General features: G+C 42.8%; 18 protein-coding genes. 12 read left to right on the forward strand and 6 right to left on the reverse strand.

The genetic code is table 11. The features are described 5' to 3' along the window. Window positions 1-96 precede the first annotated feature (96 nt). The 3 genes from FTU01_RS12905 to FTU01_RS12915 all read left to right on the forward strand — a co-directional run bounded on the left by FTU01_RS12905 (window position 97) and on the right by FTU01_RS12915 (window position 1671). Window positions 97-312 (forward strand): hypothetical protein, encoded by a 216-nt coding sequence (locus tag FTU01_RS12905; RefSeq protein WP_004786275.1) that lies wholly within the window; start codon window positions 97-99, stop codon window positions 310-312. A 182-nt stretch (window positions 313-494) separates the two neighbouring features. After that, window positions 495-950, forward strand: coding sequence for a GNAT family N-acetyltransferase (locus FTU01_RS12910; RefSeq protein WP_180139398.1), 456 nt, complete (start codon window positions 495-497; stop codon window positions 948-950). A gap of 127 nt (window positions 951-1077) precedes the next feature. Continuing rightward, on the forward strand, window positions 1078-1671 hold the full coding sequence (locus FTU01_RS12915; RefSeq protein WP_159123750.1) for a YceI family protein: 594 nt from the start codon (window positions 1078-1080) through the stop codon (window positions 1669-1671). 181 nt (window positions 1672-1852) lie between these two features. On the opposite strand, the gene FTU01_RS12920 is transcribed toward FTU01_RS12915, so the two are convergent. Beyond that, complete coding sequence (locus tag FTU01_RS12920; RefSeq protein WP_180139401.1) at window positions 1853-2572, reverse strand: glutamine amidotransferase; 720 nt, start codon at window positions 2570-2572, stop codon at window positions 1853-1855. A 225-nt stretch (window positions 2573-2797) separates the two neighbouring features. Between FTU01_RS12920 and yfcF the strand changes: the two genes are divergently transcribed. Together yfcF and FTU01_RS12930 are read left to right on the forward strand one after the other, a co-directional pair. Beyond that, a complete protein-coding gene (gene yfcF / locus FTU01_RS12925; RefSeq protein ID WP_180139404.1) occupies window positions 2798-3445 on the forward strand; it encodes a glutathione transferase in 648 nt (215 codons plus the stop codon). 197 nt (window positions 3446-3642) lie between these two features. Further along, window positions 3643-4593: a cation diffusion facilitator family transporter gene (locus FTU01_RS12930; protein ID WP_180139407.1), complete on the forward strand. Its 951-nt coding sequence runs from the start codon at window positions 3643-3645 to the stop codon at window positions 4591-4593. A 56-nt stretch (window positions 4594-4649) separates the two neighbouring features. Here the strand turns inward: FTU01_RS12930 and FTU01_RS12935 are convergent, their stop codons facing one another. The 5 genes from FTU01_RS12935 to FTU01_RS12955 all read right to left on the reverse strand — a co-directional run bounded on the left by FTU01_RS12935 (window position 4650) and on the right by FTU01_RS12955 (window position 11180). Next, complete coding sequence (locus tag FTU01_RS12935; protein WP_180139410.1) at window positions 4650-5627, reverse strand: fatty acid desaturase family protein; 978 nt, start codon at window positions 5625-5627, stop codon at window positions 4650-4652. Between the two features lie 94 nt (window positions 5628-5721). After that, entirely contained in the window at window positions 5722-6510 is a 789-nt protein-coding gene (locus FTU01_RS12940; RefSeq protein WP_125279313.1) for a PaaX family transcriptional regulator C-terminal domain-containing protein, read from the reverse strand. Between the two features lie 389 nt (window positions 6511-6899). Then, the gene (locus FTU01_RS12945) at window positions 6900-8612 is read right to left on the reverse strand and encodes an electron transfer flavoprotein-ubiquinone oxidoreductase (protein WP_180139413.1); all 1713 of its coding nucleotides are present in this window, start codon (window positions 8610-8612) and stop codon (window positions 6900-6902) included. Between the two features lie 114 nt (window positions 8613-8726). Next, a complete protein-coding gene (locus FTU01_RS12950) occupies window positions 8727-9968 on the reverse strand; it encodes an MFS transporter (protein ID WP_004786258.1) in 1242 nt (413 codons plus the stop codon). Between the two features lie 57 nt (window positions 9969-10025). Next, window positions 10026-11180: an acyl-CoA dehydrogenase family protein gene (locus FTU01_RS12955; protein ID WP_180139416.1), complete on the reverse strand. Its 1155-nt coding sequence runs from the start codon at window positions 11178-11180 to the stop codon at window positions 10026-10028. 308 nt (window positions 11181-11488) lie between these two features. On the opposite strand from FTU01_RS12955, the gene FTU01_RS12960 reads away from it, so the two are divergent. The 7 genes from FTU01_RS12960 to FTU01_RS12990 all read left to right on the forward strand — a co-directional run bounded on the left by FTU01_RS12960 (window position 11489) and on the right by FTU01_RS12990 (window position 18451). Continuing rightward, window positions 11489-12268 carry an enoyl-CoA hydratase gene (locus FTU01_RS12960; RefSeq protein WP_004786253.1) on the forward strand — a complete coding sequence of 260 codons (780 nt, stop codon included), beginning with the start codon at window positions 11489-11491 and terminating at the stop codon, window positions 12266-12268. A gap of 3 nt (window positions 12269-12271) precedes the next feature. After that, window positions 12272-13789 carry a 3-hydroxyacyl-CoA dehydrogenase gene (locus tag FTU01_RS12965; RefSeq protein ID WP_180139419.1) on the forward strand — a complete coding sequence of 506 codons (1518 nt, stop codon included), beginning with the start codon at window positions 12272-12274 and terminating at the stop codon, window positions 13787-13789. A gap of 12 nt (window positions 13790-13801) precedes the next feature. Further along, window positions 13802-15004, forward strand: a complete 1203-nt coding sequence (locus FTU01_RS12970) for a 3-oxoadipyl-CoA thiolase (protein WP_166135187.1) — start codon at window positions 13802-13804, stop codon at window positions 15002-15004. Between the two features lie 15 nt (window positions 15005-15019). Then, the gene (locus tag FTU01_RS12975; RefSeq protein ID WP_180018191.1) at window positions 15020-16237 is read left to right on the forward strand and encodes a CaiB/BaiF CoA-transferase family protein; all 1218 of its coding nucleotides are present in this window, start codon (window positions 15020-15022) and stop codon (window positions 16235-16237) included. Window positions 16238-16367: 130 nt separating this feature from the next. Further along, window positions 16368-17219: an IclR family transcriptional regulator gene (locus FTU01_RS12980; RefSeq protein ID WP_125279305.1), complete on the forward strand. Its 852-nt coding sequence runs from the start codon at window positions 16368-16370 to the stop codon at window positions 17217-17219. 243 nt (window positions 17220-17462) lie between these two features. Next, the gene (locus FTU01_RS12985) at window positions 17463-17843 is read left to right on the forward strand and encodes a hypothetical protein (protein WP_180139422.1); all 381 of its coding nucleotides are present in this window, start codon (window positions 17463-17465) and stop codon (window positions 17841-17843) included. After that, window positions 17813-18451 carry an autotransporter outer membrane beta-barrel domain-containing protein gene (locus tag FTU01_RS12990; RefSeq protein ID WP_180139425.1) on the forward strand — a complete coding sequence of 213 codons (639 nt, stop codon included), beginning with the start codon at window positions 17813-17815 and terminating at the stop codon, window positions 18449-18451. Before FTU01_RS12985 ends, FTU01_RS12990 begins: the two co-directional genes overlap by 31 nt. Window positions 18452-18608 lie beyond the last annotated feature (157 nt).

Raw genomic sequence — 18608 nt, forward strand, 5'->3', positions numbered from 1 at the left:
GGGGCGTCTTTTGTTTTTCCGCTTTCTAGCCTTGTTTTCATGTGGCAACCGCTAAAAAGTGTTCTCCCATAATTGAAATGAAAGAGTGAGATAAACATGAGCTTGTATGAACAAATTAGTGATGAAATTACTTTAATGGATGCAGGCGAGCAGAAATGGATCGGGCAGGATCTACCCCTTGAAGCAATGGTTGCGGTTGAGCTATTACTTCAGGAAATGGCTGAAGAAAAAATCATTAAAGTACGTCGTAAGAACCATGAAAAGCATTCTGGTTTGAAACAGGTGGATCGTATTCTGGTTGAAAAACTTTAACAGAAAATACTAAAAGTCCCTGAATGGGGCTTTTTTTATGTCGGATGATTTCCTCTGACAGTTGCTTATGAACATTAGATGAGATAAATCTAAGTTCGTGCCATCATAAAAACCTAATGACTCATATCGTAAATAATTGACTTAAAGATAATTAAAGACATAAACCAAAGAAGTTACTCAATATGGAAATATCATCCCAGATCCAGATCAAATCTCTAGAGCAAATATCACAGCCCGAATGGCTGTTTTTATGGAAAGGCTATCAAACCTTTTATGAGGCGCAAATTTCAGAAAAAATTAGTGAAAATACCTGGGCCAAGCTCACTAGCCCTGGACAGGACAATATGTACGGTTTTGCTGCACTGATTGATGGAAAAGTAGTCGGGCTAGTTCATGTGGTTGAGCATGACAGTAGCTGGACCATGCGTCCTTATGCCTATTTGCAGGATTTATTTGTTCATCCGGATTATCGCGGGCAGGGCGTAGCACGTGTACTGATTCAGCATGTCTATGATGTAGCAAAGCAGCGTAATTGTGATCGGGTGTACTGGCTGACCCATGAATCGAACCATAAGGCCAGATTGCTCTATGATAAAGTGGCCAAAAAAACCGGATTTATCCAGTATCGTATGTCTTAAATGCTTAGATTTACACGAGAATTTACAATTTTATCGTTTCATAGTTGCAACAAAACGTTTTATCTTTAGGGATGTAAACGGTTCAAGATTCTATAAACTGAAGTTAATTCAGACGAGAGATAACAACATGAATTTGAAAACATTAACTTTAGGCTTGGTAGCCGCATCTATTGCAACTTTTAGCTTTGCAAAACCAGTGACTTATACAATTGATCCGAGTCATACTGCGACGGTATTTAGCTGGAACCATTTTGGGTTTTCTACGCCATCAGGCAATTTCTCTGATATTCAGGGTAAAATTGTGGTCGACAATGAACAGCCAGCAAAATCTTCTGTAGATGTGACCATTCCAGTTTCTAGTATTAATACCAACGTAACTGCACTGGATGACCATTTAAAGAAAGAAGATTTCTTTGATGCGGCCAAATATCCAAATATTACCTTCAAAAGTACTAAGGTAGAAACCAAGGACAAAAAGAACTTCAAGATTACAGGTAATTTAACCGTTAAAGGCGTGACCAAGCCAGTGGTATTGGATGCGGTGTTAAATAAACAGGGTGAACATCCGATGGCAAAAGTTCCGGCAATTGGTTTTAATGCCACAACATCATTTGACCGTTCTGCATTCGGCTTAGGCGCGAATGTTCCGCATGTGAGTGACAAGATTACTGTTCAGATCACCACTGAAGCGACCATTCCGGCAGAACCTGCAAAGAAATAAGATTTATTTCCATTCTGCATAAAAAGAAAAAAGCACCTTTATAAAGGTGCTTTTTTCTTGGGCCAATAGATGAGTTATGAATCAGAATTGGCATTTATCTGAAACTAAAAAATCTTAGCTATGATTCCATTAATCTATTTTGACAAACTTTCAATCATAAATATTTATCCAGTACCTTTGATCAAGATACTAGTTTTAACTGAGTCAGATATTGCTCTAGGACAGATTTAGAAGTGCTTTCCAGTGCAGGCGCAAATTGAAGATTGGCTGCCCGAAGAGCGGGGATATTAATTTTGGTTTGGCGTAATTCAGAGGTATGACCAACTAGCCACTTTTCCAAGCTATCGCCAGCGACTTCAGGATGAAATTGCAGAGCCAGAATATTTGATCCTAAGCGAAAAGCCTGATTTGGGTAGAGATTGGAACTGGCTAATAATTCAGCCTGTTCAGGCAGATCAAAAGTATCGCCATGCCAATGTAGCACTTCAATATTTTTCAGATGTTGCAGCGGGTTATTCTCAGCGGCTAGAAGACTAAGTTTAGACCAGCCAATTTCTTTGCTATGTCCTGCATAGACTTTAGCACCGAGTGCATGAGCCATGAGTTGAGCACCCAGACAAATACCTAAAGTGGGTAAATTCTTTTCTAAACGCACTTTAAGTAAGTCTATTTCTTGTTGTAAGAAAGGGTAGTCCTCCGTTTCATAAACACCAATTGGACCCCCTAAAATAATTGTCAGACCTGTATATTCATAAGCTTTACGCAGGTCATCAATACCGGCTTCAAAATAGCGAACACGTAATCCCAGCTGATAAAACACATCTTCCCAGGCACCTAAGTCTTCAAAAGCCAGATGTTGAATGGCATATACGGTATCGGGGAAGTGATCAAGGTTCAGCATAGCAGTCAGGTCTAAATGGAAAATATTTATTTAACGTTATTCTGCAAAAAATTAGAAGTCTTTTTAATCCGGTGATTTAGCCTTAGGTAGGTGATTCATCCGAATCGGCAATCCTATGTAAGACTATAACTCCGCTTTGTATCAATATGCAGCGATATTTTCCTTTTCTATAAAAAAGGCGTTAGAGTAGAAAGCAGTGGATAATCATAAGAGGCAGGATAAAAAATGCACAATATCTGCTTATATGTCGATAAAAAACGTATCAGTCCTTATGCCATGTCGGTTTATGTGGCTCTAAAAGAGAAAGGACTCAACTTTCAGGAAAAAATGATCGATCTGGATCTGTTGGAACAGCAATCTTTGGCTTATCGTAAAATTTGTCCGAGTGGCAAAGTTCCTTGTCTGATCATTGATGATTTTCATTTATTTGAATCGTGGGCGATTACTGAATACCTGGAAGATGCTTTTCCGGCACCGGATTATCGTGCTTTATATCCTGCAGAGATGAAAGCCAGAGCAAAATGTCGCGCCGTTCAGGCTTTGATTAAAACTGATTTTTCCTCTATCCGGCAGGATATGCTTTCAACTTCGATCTTTGTTCCACCTAAAAGGCCTTTAATCGCATCGGCTGAAACCATGCAGGATATTCAGCGCTTACTGGCAATCACAGAAACTTTAGTTGAAGAGCTTTGGCTCACCGAACAATGGTCAATTGCAGACTTTGATCTAGCCTTTATGCTGCATCGTCTGCTTAGTCATGATGTTGAGCTTCCCGAAAAGATTCAGGCCTATATCCAGCGTAATTTTCAGCGATCTTCAGTGCAGTCCTGGATTTTGGAAAATGAAAAATTGAGGACTCATGCTGAGTTTTGATTCTATGTCCGGTAGAGAGGTTAATTTAATAATTTAAGTACTAAGTTTGCTTAATGAATAGACATGGATATTTTAAAAGAGAGCCAAGTTATACAAAAAATTGCTTAAATATCAGCAGAGCAAGCGTAGTATAGAAAGTATAGGTAATAAGAAGTAGCTAAAACTTAGAATCAGATTCAAATGAAAAGGAGTATAAGGTGGGTGGATCACATCATCATGATCATAGTCATGTAGAAGTTAGTGCCAAGAATGCCAAAAAACTGTCCATCGCCTTAGCCCTAACGACAGCCTTTTTAATTGTAGAAGTTATTGCCGGTTTTATGACTCAGAGTCTGGCCTTGCTTTCTGATGCAGCACATATGTTTACCGATGCCGCTGCATTGGCGATTGCACTGGCTGCGATTAAGATCGGGCAAAAACCCGCAGATGATAAACGTACCTTTGGCTACCAGCGATTTGAAATTCTGGCAGCTTTGTTTAATGCGATTATGCTATTTCTGGTGGCGATGTATATCTTGTTCGAAGCTTACCAGCGCCTGAGCCATCCCCCTGAAATTGAAAGTCTGGGCATGTTGATTGTCGCCATACTTGGACTGGTCATTAACCTGATCTCCATGAAAATTCTGGTTTCTAGCAGTCAGGAAAGCTTGAATATTAAAGGGGCTTATCTGGAAGTACTGAGTGATGCACTGGGTTCGGTGGGTGTCATTATTGGCGCAATCATCATCTATTTCAGCGGCTGGATGTGGATCGATACCGTGATTGCGGTCATGATCGGATTCTGGGTCATTCCACGGACATGGATTTTATTGAAACAGAGCATCAATATTCTGCTGGAAGGAGTTCCCGATGAAATCGATATTGAAAAACTGCGCCATGACCTACTGGCGCTAGACGGTGTTGAAGATATTCATCAGCTAAAAGTCTGGGCGATTACTTCCAAGAAAGTCATACTGACCGTTCATCTGGTTGCGCCAGACGTTGACTATAAAAAGTTGCATCAGGAGGCATTCGAGATGTTGCACCATGAACATCACATTACTGAGATGACATTGCAAATTGAAGCAGAAGATTGTCCCCCAGAACAGCATCGGCAATCAGCCCATTCGCATGAGCATCATGACCATAAAGAAAGCCATCAACATTAAGTTTGAGGAATTTTGCTATCACACTTAATGTATTTTTAAACTTTGATCTTTTAATTTTAGTCTTTCAATAGTGACACAATTACATCTTTATAACTCGGTGGTGCTTTCACGTAATCGCGCTCTCGCAACATCTGATGCATTTTGGGCAGATTTTGATGTGGAACAGAGGCCATTAAATGATGTTCAATATGATAATTTACATGAATCGGTGCAACGAAAGCACGCGCTAGCCATCCTGCACGGGTGGTACGGGTATTAGTTAAAGCAGAATGGCTAGTTTCCAGACCAGCATGCTCAGCCATTGCCCGGATACGAATAAAGAGTGGGAAAGGAGTGATATAAGCTAACGGCCACAATAAATAAAGTTTCGGATGACCGCTGGCCCAAAGTGCAGAAAATAGGGCAGCATTAGAAATCAGCATGCCCGAGCTATTTTTTAACAGATTCTTTGCCAGTTCCAAGTTACTGCGATTACCACGAGGAATTGGTTTCGGATCATTGGAAACACTCCATTCCAGAAGTTCTAAATCCATCAAGACTCGGCCAGCCAGAAATTTCAGGCCAGATTGACCATTTAGATCTCTAAAGAATTTTCTGAATAATGATTGTTTAGTAATTGGAAAGTTTTTGACCAGACCTAAATCTGGATCATCAGGTTGAGAGGTGCGGGCATGATGTTTCAAATGATATGGTCGATATTTGCCGACCTCATTCCAGATCGGACGGGCGCATAGCCAGTCAGTGAAGTGTGTGTTTAGCCACTTGGTTTTAAACAAACTATGGTGTGAGGCGTCGTGCATCAAAATGGCCATAGCGAGTTGGCGACCCGCCAGAATGGCTAATGCCAAGGCACACATCAATATTTTTCCCCAGACTGGTAAATATTCCCAGCTATAAGCGACTGTGCCAAAGGTCAAAACAATCACAGCCCAAGTTGAGCCCACTGCCAGAGCCCCCTGTAAGTCGGATGGGGTGGTCAGCTCTTTGATTTCTTCACGGCTAAATAGCTCTGTGACACTCACTTTACTGTTCATTATTCTGCCTTGATCTAGTTCTTGTATTTCTTGTCACTATATTTGAATTAAAATATTACAGTCAATTTATTTTTGTGAGTGTATAGGAAATAAATTATACGCCTTGCTGCTGAAAATATTGCTGCCATAACTGCTGGCCTTGTTCTTCCATACGCCGTACAGCCAGTTCAAATTTTTGTCGGGCTGGAGCGTCTAGCCATTCTTCAGGCAATAACGGATCTGCACGCAGACTAAATACAGCAGATTTTGCCAGATAAAAGGCAGTTTTAGCTGATTCAGCCAAGGATAACTGTTGATGGTTTTCAAACCATTGTTCAATTTCCTGACTGATATTCAAATAAGTTTGATGCAGGCCATGAATATCCCAAAGTGCAGATACATGAGTGTGCTGATCGATCTCGCTGACCTGAAAAAATCGTGCGCCTTGATCCAGACCAAACTTGACGGCTGCTGATTTAAGCTCGTTCAAACTGAGTTGTAAATTATCCGGGCGGATAAACACATTCTGTTCCAGTTCCTGAAATCCATAATAACGCAGGGCTTTTTCCCGTTTAGATAAGGCCGTACGATCTACTCGTCCCAACGCACCGGTATAAACCAGAATGTATTTGCCATCCCAAGCCGTAGCAGTCTGCATATTAGGATGTTTGTTCAGGCTGATAAAAGAAGTATCAAATTTTTTTTCAATTAACTGATAAATGCCGCGTTCTACTGACTGAATGATCTGATCCTGATTGAGGCGTGCGACCGCAACCCGCAAGCTGTTATCAGAGATTCCTAATAAATCTGCTGCACACAACATCTGTTTGATGCTAACAGTAGAATTATGTGAGGCATAGAGCAGGTCTAGCACCAGATGTCGGGCATTCAATTTATAAGTCATGAAACTAGATCGTGATTAGAAAATGGGAAATTGGAAACTTTTTGTACAATAGCATTTTGAATAGGGGTAACCAAAGAGGAATACGACTAAAGAGTTTGTATATTCAGGCAATTAATTTTAATTAAAGGTAATGTTTATAAATAAAAATGACTAGATAAGGTCTTGGTTTTTTACTGGGACACAATATTTCACAATCAATAAGCTGGTCTAAGCAGCAAGTCAGCGAAAAAGACCTGAATCTGTTTTTATTTTTTTATTCTTGATTATTTTTAATCCCAGCTCCCTAGGGAACTGGGATTACCTAAAAAATTAAAGTGAAGTGTTAGTTATAACTGCTTCAAAATTGGGTATATGAACAAGAAAAAGATTTCTTACTCACACAAATTACCCTACATATTCGGGTAATTCGGACCACCGCCACCTTCCGGTGTTACCCAGGTGATATTCTGAGATGGATCTTTGATGTCACAGGTCTTGCAGTGTACACAGTTCGCTGCATTGATCTGGAAGCGTTTCGAACCGTCATCATTTTCCATGATTTCATACACACCTGCCGGGCAGTAGCGCTGTGCAGGCTCATCCCATTTCGGTAAGTTGACATCTACTGGAATCGAAGCATCGGTCAGTTTTAAATGTGCCGGCTGGTTTTCTTCATGCACCGTGTTCGATACAAACACTGAAGACAGACGGTCAAACGTCAGCTTACCATCCGGTTTTGGATAGTTCGGCTTGAAGTTCACTGCATCAACTGTTTTCAGAGTTTTAAAGTCTGGCATCAGGTCATGCAGGGTAAATGGTACTTTAAACACGTTCTGGTCGATGAAGTTGAATGCACCACCCATCCATTGACCGAACTTGTGCATTGCTGGGCCAAAGTTACGCGCGCTGTACAGCTCTTCTTTCAACCAGCTGTTGTTGAACTTGTCTGTATAAGTAGTCAGTTCTTTAACAAAGAAGTCTTCGCCTTCAGTCACACGGGCAATCGCCAGATCACCGCCTTTTTCTACACCGGCAGCAATCGCTTCAAATACCGCTTCACCACACAACATGCCGGATTTCATGGCAGTGTGTGAGCCTTTGATCTTGGCAAAGTTCAGGAAGCCGGCATCATCACCAATAAGTGAGCCACCCGGGAAGGTAAATTTCGGCAGGGAGTTAAAACCACCTTTGGTTACGGCACGCGCACCATAAGAAATACGTTTACCGCCTTCCAGATACTGTTTGATCAGTGGATGGGTTTTCCAGCGCTGCATTTCCATGAATGGATACATGTGCGGATTTTCATAAGACAGATCCACGATCATGCCCAGAGTCACCTGGTTGTTTTCAGCATGGTATAACCACCAGCCGCCTGAAGAACCGGTTTCAGATAAAGGCCAGCCGGCACCGTGCATTACCAGACCTGGTTTATGCTTGGCAGGATCGATTTCCCACAGCTCTTTAATGCCGATCCCGTAGTGTTGTGGATCAGCATCTTTATCCAGATTGAATTTTTGGATCAGGCGTTTACCTAAATGACCGCGGCAGCCTTCAGCAAAGATGGTGTATTTGGCATGCAGCTCATAACCCGGCGCAAAGTTATGCGTCGGTTCGCCATCTTTACCAATACCCATGTCACCAGTCTGGATACCTTTCACCGTACCATCTTCATGATACAGAATTTCTGAAGCAGCAAAGCCCGGGAAGATCGATACTTCCAGTTCTTCGGCTTTCTGGCCTAACCAGCGCACCACGTTGCCCAGAGAGATGACATAGTTGCCATCATTGTGCATGGTTTTCGGCACCATCCAGTGCGGGGCTTCTTGTGATTTTTCATCTGAAAGAAGGAATAAAGTTTTATCTTCTGTCACTGGCACATTTAAAGGCGCACCTTCTTCTTTCCAGTTCGGGAACAGTTCGTTCATGGCACGTGGTTCAAGCACAGCACCTGAAAGAATATGTGCACCGACTTCGGAGCCTTTTTCCACGACACAAACGGACAGATCATTTAAATTGTTTTCAATTGCAAGTTGACGGATCTTGATTGCAGCAGACAGGCCGGCAGGACCCGCACCTACGATCACAACGTCAAACTCCATCGATTCTCTAGAAATATCTTCCATAATAAGAAATCCTGTTTCGCTTAGCGGTATTTTACCACAGTGAAAAAGTTTTTAAATAGAAAGTTGGGAATTGATTATGAAAAAAGCCTCCTAGGAGGCTTTTTCTAAAACGGATTAAGATTTTTGAGGATCGTAGAGTTTTTCTTTGATGAACAGGGCAGGAAGCAGACCACAGATAAAGTATGCAGCACCCATTACTAAGAAGCCAAGACCGATCGAACCGCCTGTTGCCAGATAACCAATCGTAGCTGGGGCAATTGCCGCACCTAAACGACCGACGTTATATGCACCACCAATTGCTGTACCACGTACATTGGTTGGGAAGCTTTCAGTCATATATGTTGCATTCACACCATATGGAATACCGTATAGGAAACCGAAGATCACCAATAAGTATAGAATGTTGTCTGGTGAATTATAGAATACGATCAATGGCAGGAAGATCGCTGTACCAATTGCACCGAAGGCATAAGTAAAACGACGTCCGAATTTATCTGCCATTAAGCCTGCAAGGATTTTACCTAGAATCATCGCGGTATAAGTACCGACCATGTAGGCAGTCATTTCCTTGAACTTCATACCCAGTTCACTTTCCAGGTATGTCGGCATCCAGTTATTAACGCCATAGTAACCAAACTGAAGGAAACCAGCAGTTAAAGCCCATAAGATAAACATGTTGCGGTTTTTCTTATCCTGGAAAATCAGCTTCCAGGTCGACTCAGCAGGTTTGTCAGTCACTTCAACTTTTTTGAAGCGGTTTTCTTGCCATGCAGCTGGTTCTGGAACCATGATGTGCATCAGGATCGCCATTACGATTGGAATTGCAGCCACATAGAACAGCATGCGCCAGCCGTGATCTGGAATTAACCAGCCCGCAAGCAAGGTCGCAACGATATAGCCAACTGTCCAGCCAGCCTGTAATGTACCTAAAACGGTAGTACGATATTTAGTAGGTACGTACTCAGCCATTAAAGTATTCGATGCAATATACAAAGAACCCAAGCCAAGAGAAGCGAAGAAACGTAATGCACCAAATTGAGCAAAGCTTTGGGTAAAACCAAGACCACAAGTCAATGCCGAAAATAAAAGGATTGAGACAACGACGGTACGTACACGACCGAATTTATCACAAGCCCACCCTCCGAATATACCTCCAACTGCCATACCTGCAAGGGTAAAGCTTCCGAGCATCCCAGCTTCCACAGAGGTTAGGCCAAATTCAGCTTTAATACTGTTTAAGCTGTAGGAAAGCAGCATTAAATCCGCACCGTCGACCAGCAGGGCGAGGAATGCAAAGATAAATGCGATTTTCCAGGTATTTGGGCCAATTTTTGAAATTGTATTCGTTATAGCCATCATCCATTACCTATAAAAAAGGCCTGATCGCAAGGAGAGTTGATCAGGCCAAACTTGTTACTGAGTCGCCTCGCGAATCATATTGCGAGCAATAATGACTTGCTGGATCTGCGTGGTTCCTTCATAAAGACGGAATAAACGCACATCGCGGTAGAAGCGCTCAATTGCATATTCACTGATGTAGCCCGCGCCACCATGGATTTGCACACCACGGTCAGCGACACGGCCACACATTTCTGTTGCAAACATTTTTGCGCAAGATGCTTCAGTACTTACGTTCTGGCCGGCATCACGACGACGCGCTGCATCAAGCACCATACATTTCGCTGCATAAATTTCAGCTTTAGAATCTGCCAGCATGCCTTGGATCAACTGGAAGTTGGCAATCGCCTGACCGAACTGCTTACGTTCAACGGCATATTGCAATGAATCTTCCAGCATACGGGTTGCAGCACCCACGCTTAGTGCGGCAATGTGGATACGGCCTTTATCCAGAACCTTCATCGCAGTTTTAAAGCCAACGCCTTCCACACCGCCAATCAAAGCTGATGCAGGGATACGGCAGTTTTCAAAGATCACGTCACAGGTATGTGCGCCTTTTTGGCCCATTTTCTTGTCACGTTTACCCAGTGAAATACCTGGTAATTTGCTATCAACGATGAACGCTGAAATGGCAGCAGCGCCTTTCAATTCTGGGTTGGTACGAGCCATTACCGTGAACACACCCGCATGTGGGGCATTGGTAATAAAGCGCTTGGTACCATTCAGGATGTACTCATCGCCATCTTTCACAGCAGTGGTTTTCAAAGATGCTGCATCAGAACCTGAATCCGGTTCAGTCAAACAGAACGAGCCAATGATTTCAGCGCTAGCCAGTTTTGGCAGGAAGTGCTGTTTTTGCTCTTCAGTACCGTCGATGATCAGGCCAGATGCGCCGATACCGTTATTCGTACCAATCAATGAGCGGAAAGCAGGGGAAGTGCGGCCCAGTTCAAAAGCGATATAGACTTCTTCTTCCATGGTCAGGCCAAGACCGTCATATTCTTCAGGAATGGTTAAACCAAATAAGCCCAACTCTTTCATTTGTTGCACGATTTCTGCAGGAATTTCATCCGTTTCTGCAACAATTTCTTCATTTGGGATTAATACGCCTTCTACAAATTGGCGAATCATATCTACCAACTGGTCTAAGGTTTCCTGATCACGAATCATGTCCTAACTCCGTATCTAGGATTTCGTTCTGTCCACATCTTGTCCAATGTGAATAAAAACTCATCACTAAGCTAAATTTATGCGGATACTAATTAAAATTAAAACAAGGATCAATATATACGAAAGTATATTTCGCTGTGCGATATATATGTTTTGCTTTAAAATTAGATTTAAATAATTGATTTAATGTGATTAATGCTATTTTTTAAGGCGTTATAAAATATTTTTTGTTCATATTTGAATAGTTTACTTTGAACGAAATTTATGTATATTGTTAATTAAATACCGCTGTGCGAAATGAGAAGATTATGGAAAGCACTGAAATTTTAAAATTGACTGTACAGGAAGATGGCGTCGCGATTGTTCAAATCCATCGCCCGGAAGCACGTAATGCCTTGAACCTGGAATTACGTCAGCAACTCTCTGAAGCATTTCAATACCTTTCAAAATTAGATGCTGTAAAAGCCATTGTTTTGACCGGCGGTGAAAAGGTTTTTGCTGCGGGAGCAGACATTAAAGATTTCACTACTGCAACCACAGCACAAATGTATTTACGCCATACTGAACAGTACTGGCAAAGTATTACTGACTGTCCGAAACCGATTATTGCGGCTGTGAATGGTTATGCACTCGGTGGTGGCTGTGAACTGGCCATGCATGCCGACATCATCATTGCCGGTGAAAATGCCAAATTTGGTCAGCCTGAAGTGAAGCTGGGCTTGATGCCAGGTGCAGGTGGAACACAACGTTTACTGCGTGCGATTGGTAAATACCAAACCATGCTTTGGGTACTCACCGGTAAACTGGTGAAAGCTGCTGAAGCTGAGCGTATGGGCTTGGTTTCTGAAGTCGTGGAAGATGAAAACACTATTACCCATGCCATTGAAATTGCTCAAACCATTGCATCTTTCTCTCCAATTGCGGTTCAGCAAATTAAAGAAGTGACCAATCTTGGCCAAGATCAATCTTTACAAGGTGCTTTGGCACTGGAACGTAAAGCTTTCCAGATTTTGTTTGATACTAAAGATCAGAAAGAAGGCGTCAATGCCTTCTTTGAAAAACGTCCTGCTCAGTACACTGGAGAATAAGACATGACCATTCAATCTATGGCGCTCATTGGTACTGGTGTAATGGGCATGGGCATCGCACAAATCGCAGCCCAGGCAGGTCTGGAAGTGCGCTTATTCGATGCCAAAGCAGGTGCTGCAGAAGCAGGTCTAGCTAAACTAAAAACTACTTTAGAAAAGCTGCAAGCTAAAGGGAAATTCACTGAAGAAGTCCTGAATGAAACTTTGGCACGCTTTAAAATTCTAAACAGCATTGAAGAAGTGGTTGGTGTTGATCTGGTGGTTGAAGCCATCATTGAAAATCTGGACATCAAGCAAGGTTTATTTAAACAGCTGGAATCCATTGTTTCACCAGAGACCATTCTGGCCACCAATACCTCATCGCTTTCAGTGACTGCGATTGCTTCCAATCTTGAGCATCAAGGTCGTATGGCGGGATTCCACTTCTTTAATCCAGTGCCCTTGATGAAAATTGTCGAAGTGATTGCTGGCCTAGCAACAGATGAACAGGTCGTTGCAGATCTACTCGAACTGGCACAACATATGGGTCACTTTGGTGTGCGTACCAAAGACACGCCAGGATTCATTGTCAATCACGCGGGTCGTGCTTATGGTACTGAAGCACTAAAAATCCTGGGTGAAGGTGTAGCTTCTGTTTCTGAAATCGACCGTATTCTGCGTGAAGGTGCCGGTTTCCGTATGGGACCACTGGAATTATTTGACTTGACTGCACTGGATGTTTCTCATCCGGTAATGGAATCGATTTTCAACCAGTATTATCAGGAAGACCGTTACCGTCCAAGCGCTTTAACCCGTCAAATGCTGGCTGGTAAAAAAGTCGGTCGTAAAGTCGGTGAAGGTTTCTATAAGTATCAGGATGGTCAAAAGACTAATGAAGCTCCGGCTCAGATTGCGCCTGAAGTAACTGAATTCAGCCCGGTCTGGATCAAAGCAGATCTTGAGCAGGATGCCAGTATCTTGCGTGACTATATCCGTGAGCAAGGTCTGGTTATCGACAGTGCAGAAACTCCGGCAGCTGACAGTCTGATTCTATTGGCCACTTATGGTGAAGACACCACGACTGCAGCGCTTCGTTTTGATGTCGATGCGACTCGTGCAATCAGCATCGATATGCTGACTGATTTTGCCAAGCACCGTACCATCATGCCTTCGATTGCAACTCAAAAAGCCTATATCGACCAGGCACATGCATTGTTTGCTAAAAATGGTCATGGCGTATCGGTAATTGCTGAAAGTATTGGCTTTGTCGCACAGCGCGTATTGGCAATGGTCGTGAATCTGGCTTGTGATATTGCCCAACAACAAATCGCAACTGCAGCCGATATCGATAAAGCAGTAAAACTTGGTCTGGGCTACCCACATGGACCAATTTCATGGGGTGATGTTTTGGGCGCAGAACGTATCCTGTTGATCCTGGAACGTATCCTGGCGAATACCGGCGACCAGCGTTACCGTCCAAGTCCATGGTTACAACGCCGTGCCCGTTTAAAACTTTCTCTTCTTCACACTGCAGCAGTTTAAGGAATCAAACTCATGTTAAATGCATATATTTATGATGGATTACGTACGCCATTTGGCCGTCATGCAGGAAGCCTGGCAAAGGTTCGTCCAGATGATTTAGCTGCACATGTGATTAAGGCATTGGTTGCAAAACATAATCTACCTGCTGATATTTTTGATGATGTAATTCTGGGTAATACCAATCAGGCGGGTGAAGACAGTCGTAACATTGCACGTCATGCAACGTTATTAGCGGGTCTGGATGTGAAAACGCCAGCACAAACTGTGAACCGTCTATGTGCTTCTGGCTTGGCTGCGGTGATTGATGCTGCTCGTGCAATTACTTGTAATGAAGGGGATATCTTCCTTGCAGGTGGTGTCGAGTCGATGTCTCGTGCACCGTTTGTCTTTGCCAAATCTGAAACACCATTTAGCCGTGATTTTAAAGTATTCGATTCAACCATCGGCGCACGTTTTCCGAACCCTGCCATTGAAAAACAGTTCGGCAATGACACCATGCCGCAAACTGGCGATAATGTAGCAGTAGAATACGGTGTAACCCGTGAAGATGCAGACCAGTTTGCTGCAGCATCACAAGCCAAATATGAAGCTGCTAAACAGACAGGTTTCTTTGCTGGTGAGATCGTGGGTGTTGAAGTGCCTCAAGGCCGTAAATTGCCTCCAAAACTGGTCGATCAAGACGAACATCCACGCCCATCTTCTAATCTAGAAGCTTTAGAGAAACTACGCCCACTGTTTGAAGGCGGTGTAGTGACTGCGGGTAATGCTTCTGGTGTCAATGATGGTGCAGCAGCGCTAATCATTGGTTCTGAAGCCGCTCAGGAAAAACTGGGCATCCAGCCAATGGCGAAAATCATCGCTTCAGCGGCTGCGGGTATTGAACCACGTATTATGGGCGCCGGTCCGGTTGATGCGATCAAACTAGCATTAAAACGTGCCAACTTGACGTTGGATGACATGGATATCATTGAAATCAATGAAGCATTCGCATCACAAGTTTTAGCATGCTTAAAAGGTCTGGGTGTGGCATTTGATGATGCTCGTGTGAACCCGAATGGTGGTGCGATTGCAGTTGGGCATCCACTCGGTGCTTCAGGTGCTCGTTTAGTGCTCAGCACCGCTCGTGAATTGCAGCGCAGCGGCAAAAAATATGCTGTGATTAGTCTGTGTATCGGTGTGGGCCAAGGTCTGGCACTGGTCATCGAACGCGTATAAACAAAGGAAAAACACATGGGTGCATTAGAGGGTATTCGCGTACTGGATTTAAGTCGCGTACTTGCAGGTCCTTGGTGTGGTCAAATCCTCGCGGATTTAGGCGCTGAAGTGATTAAAGTTGAACGTCCTAAAACGGGTGATGATACCCGTATGTGGGGACCACCTTGGATGAAAAATGACCATGGTGAAAATACACGTGAAGCGGCGTACTACCAGTCAGCCAACCGTAATAAAATGTCAGTTGCGATTGATATTTCAACGCCTGAAGGTCAGGAACTGGTCAAAGCACTGGCTGCTGATTCAGATGTGGTGATTGAAAATTACAAAGCGGGTTCATTGAAAAAATACGGTCTGGATTATGAAAGCCTCAGCGCGATTAATCCGAAACTGGTGTATTGCTCAATTACTGGCTTTGGTCAAACTGGCCCTCGTGCACCTGAACCAGGTTATGACTTTATCATCCAGGGGATGGGCGGTTTAATGTCTGTCACTGGTGAGAAAGATGACCTACCGGGTGGTGGACCACAAAAAGTTGGCGTGGCTTTTGCGGATTTGACCACGGGTTTGTACTCGACCATTGCCATTCAGGCAGCTTTGTTAAACCGTCATGTGACTGGTCTCGGTCAGCATATTGATATGGCATTGCTAGATGTTCAGGTTGCTTTGCTGGCAAACCAAGGGATGAACTACCTGGCTTCAGGCAAAATCCCGGGTCGCTATGGTAATGCACATGCCAATATTGTGCCTTATCAGGTATTCCGCGCTGCCGACCAAGACTTCATTATTGCCTGTGGTAATGACAAGCAATTTGTTGCCTTGAGCGCTGCAATTGGTTTGCCTGATTTACCGCAAGATCCACGTTTTGTGACCAATGCACTGCGTATTCAGCATCGTGCAGAAATCACAGAGCTGCTAGCCAAACATTTCTTAAGCAATACTGCGAAGCATTGGGTAGAAGCAATTCATGCAGTGAAAGTTCCGGTAGGCCTGATTAATAACCTTGAACAAGCTTTCCAGGAACCACAAGTGCAAGCGCGTAATATGCTGGTTGAGATCCCCCATCCGTTAAAAGAAAAATTAACGGTGATTGGCTCACCAATTAAATTATCGCGTACACCAGTGGAATATCGTAAAGCACCACCAATGTTAGGTGAACATACGAATGAAATTCTTTCACGTGTCGTGGATGAGGAAAAACTGGAGGCCCTAAAAGCTCAAGGTATTGTTGGTTAATCAAAAAGAAAACCCATAAGTCCAATAAAGAAGCAACTTAATCAAAGTTGCTTCTTTGCTATATACAAGATAATTATTTATAATTTCGCAATGCGAAACACTTATTATGAATTTGAAGGACGGTGAAGACATGTCTGATGATGTACCTGAAACCGATCAGTCGGAAGAAAAATTAATTGCGCCTTTGCGCCATGAGTTATTGCATCCGATCGAAGATATGCAGGATGAAAATGACCGTCAATTTATTACAGCTTTAGCACGTGGTCTGGAGTTACTGCGTTGCTTCAGTCCAAAACATCAGCATCTGGGAAATCAGGAACTGTCGCAAATGACAGGTTTACCTAAACCGACGATTACTCGTTTAACCCATACCTTGTCCCGTTTAGGATATTTGAAGCAGGTTCCTAATTCGAGCAAGTTTCAGCTCTCAGTCGGCGTACTGTCTTTTGGTTATTCGATGCTGTCGAATTTATCCTTGCGATCGGTTGCTCATCCATTAATGAAAAATCTGGCAGACTATGCTGAGGCAGCTGTTGCGATGGCAACCCGTGACCGTCTGAATATGATTTATCTGGATGTGGTGCAGGGCAAAGGCAATGTCACCATGCGTCGTCAGGTAGGAACCCATTTGCCGATTCATTTAAGTTCAATGGGGCGTGCCTGTCTGGCTGCAATGCCAGAAGATGAGCGTGATTTTCTGCTTGATGCGATTCGCCGTAAACATGTTGAAGAATGGCCACAGATCCAAAAAAATCTGGAGAAGTCATTTAAAGACTATCAGGAATATGGTTTCTGCTTTTCAATCGGTGAATGGCATAAGGATGTGAATTCGGTTGCAGTTCCTTTTGTCCATGAACAGCATGGTCTACTGGTGTTTAACTGCGGCGGTCCAAGTTTTCTGCTCAATGAAGAGAAAATCAAAAATGATATTGCACCACGCTTATTACATATGGTGAATAATATTAGAAATGAATTGGGATAATACATTTCTCAATTGATTAATTTTAGAAAATAGTAGGTATTTCAATTAAATACCTGCTATAAAATATCTATAAAATTCATTGAAAATAATAATTCTTTTACCTGATAATAATTTATCATTATTTTACAAATACTTAATTAATTCCTCTATGGTAATTCATGAGTGTTTTTATCACTCATAAGACCTTAATTTAAATTAAAAATAGCTTGATAACTAAAGATGATAAGGGGTATGAAAACTAAGATGAAGACAATTACAACAGCTCTTTCTTTGGCGGTAGTTGTTATAATGGTGACTGCATGTGGTGGTGCAAAATCCTCTACAACAGTGAATACACCCCCGACTAATGGCGGTACTACACCGACTACGCTTGCTTATACCTATGACAAAGCTAAATTTAATGTTGTGGATAACGCTGCGCCTACTAAACAGGTAAGGATCGAGATTGCTGATCTTGATGTTCAAAAGAATGCATATCTGCAACATTCTGTCCAAAAGATATTTAAATACATTCAGGATTATCAGAATGGTACGATCACGGCTGAAGACCTGACCAATGCGGGGATCCCAATTCAAGATCCGTCACCAACATTTTGGCTGATGCTTCAACTGAAACTGATGTAACTGGTCTGGGCGCTTATGCAAAATGGCAATCTGACAAGGGTGTATATGTTTCAGGTAATGTGCAGCTTGGTTTCGGTGATGTTGAGTTTAACCGTACTGTGACTGATGGGCTTGATTCGGTGAAAGAATCCAATAAAGCTGATCTGTTTAAATACGGTGCTTATGCTGAACTGGGTTATGACTTCTTCGCTGACCGTCTGACTGTTTCACCATACATGGCTTTAAGCTATAACGCTGCAAAACTGGATGCGGTCAAAGAAGATACTGTTATTGGTCTGACTGTAAGTGATGTAGATGTGGCTGAAACTAAAGCGCATGTGAGTGTGCGTTTTGACTATGAGCTAAACCAGAATCTTTACCTGACTGGTTATGGTGAGTATGCCGATGCCTTTGATCGTGATAATGGCATGGTCACAATCTCGTCCAATGTAGATAATACAATCCAGTATGGTTATCAGGCTCCGCCCTTTGACAAGGATTACCTCTTGTATGGTGTCGGTTTGAACTATACCAGTGGCAGTAAATGGAACTGGTTTGGCGAGTTGACAGGTAATGCATCTAAATCAAGCGATTACCTGATTCAGTTAGGCTTGAAATACCACTTCTAAGTTCTGAAATGAAAAAGCCCTCTTAAGATAGAGTAATGCCAGTCAGTTAAGAGATTGACTGGCTTTTTCTTGGGTATTTTTGAGGTTTTCCTTTTACAACCCTTGGATAACTCCTCACTCTTCTCTCAGGTATAACATACCGATTAGATTTCTCCAT

The organism is Acinetobacter sp. YH12043 (genome assembly GCF_013419915.1).
Lineage (GTDB): Bacteria > Pseudomonadota > Gammaproteobacteria > Pseudomonadales > Moraxellaceae > Acinetobacter.

Bases quoted from the DNA above. Each gene is read 5' to 3' on its own strand.
- FTU01_RS12905 (WP_004786275.1), top strand. From the start codon at position 97: ATGAGCTTGTATGAACAAATTAGTGATGAAATTACTTTAATGGATGCA.
- FTU01_RS12910 (WP_180139398.1), top strand. From the start codon at position 495: ATGGAAATATCATCCCAGATCCAGATCAAATCTCTAGAGCAAATATCA.
- FTU01_RS12915 (WP_159123750.1), top strand. From the start codon at position 1,078: ATGAATTTGAAAACATTAACTTTAGGCTTGGTAGCCGCATCTATTGCA.
- FTU01_RS12920 (WP_180139401.1), bottom strand. From the start codon at position 2,572: ATGCTGAACCTTGATCACTTCCCCGATACCGTATATGCCATTCAACAT.
- yfcF (WP_180139404.1), top strand. From the start codon at position 2,798: ATGCACAATATCTGCTTATATGTCGATAAAAAACGTATCAGTCCTTAT.
- FTU01_RS12935 (WP_180139410.1), bottom strand. From the start codon at position 5,627: ATGAACAGTAAAGTGAGTGTCACAGAGCTATTTAGCCGTGAAGAAATC.
- FTU01_RS12940 (WP_125279313.1), bottom strand. From the start codon at position 6,510: ATGACTTATAAATTGAATGCCCGACATCTGGTGCTAGACCTGCTCTAT.
- FTU01_RS12945 (WP_180139413.1), bottom strand. From the start codon at position 8,612: ATGGAAGATATTTCTAGAGAATCGATGGAGTTTGACGTTGTGATCGTA.
- FTU01_RS12950 (WP_004786258.1), bottom strand. From the start codon at position 9,968: ATGGCTATAACGAATACAATTTCAAAAATTGGCCCAAATACCTGGAAA.
- FTU01_RS12955 (WP_180139416.1), bottom strand. From the start codon at position 11,180: ATGATTCGTGATCAGGAAACCTTAGACCAGTTGGTAGATATGATTCGC.
- FTU01_RS12960 (WP_004786253.1), top strand. From the start codon at position 11,489: ATGGAAAGCACTGAAATTTTAAAATTGACTGTACAGGAAGATGGCGTC.
- FTU01_RS12965 (WP_180139419.1), top strand. From the start codon at position 12,272: ATGACCATTCAATCTATGGCGCTCATTGGTACTGGTGTAATGGGCATG.
- FTU01_RS12970 (WP_166135187.1), top strand. From the start codon at position 13,802: ATGTTAAATGCATATATTTATGATGGATTACGTACGCCATTTGGCCGT.
- FTU01_RS12975 (WP_180018191.1), top strand. From the start codon at position 15,020: ATGGGTGCATTAGAGGGTATTCGCGTACTGGATTTAAGTCGCGTACTT.
- FTU01_RS12980 (WP_125279305.1), top strand. From the start codon at position 16,368: ATGTCTGATGATGTACCTGAAACCGATCAGTCGGAAGAAAAATTAATT.
- FTU01_RS12985 (WP_180139422.1), top strand. From the start codon at position 17,463: ATGAAGACAATTACAACAGCTCTTTCTTTGGCGGTAGTTGTTATAATG.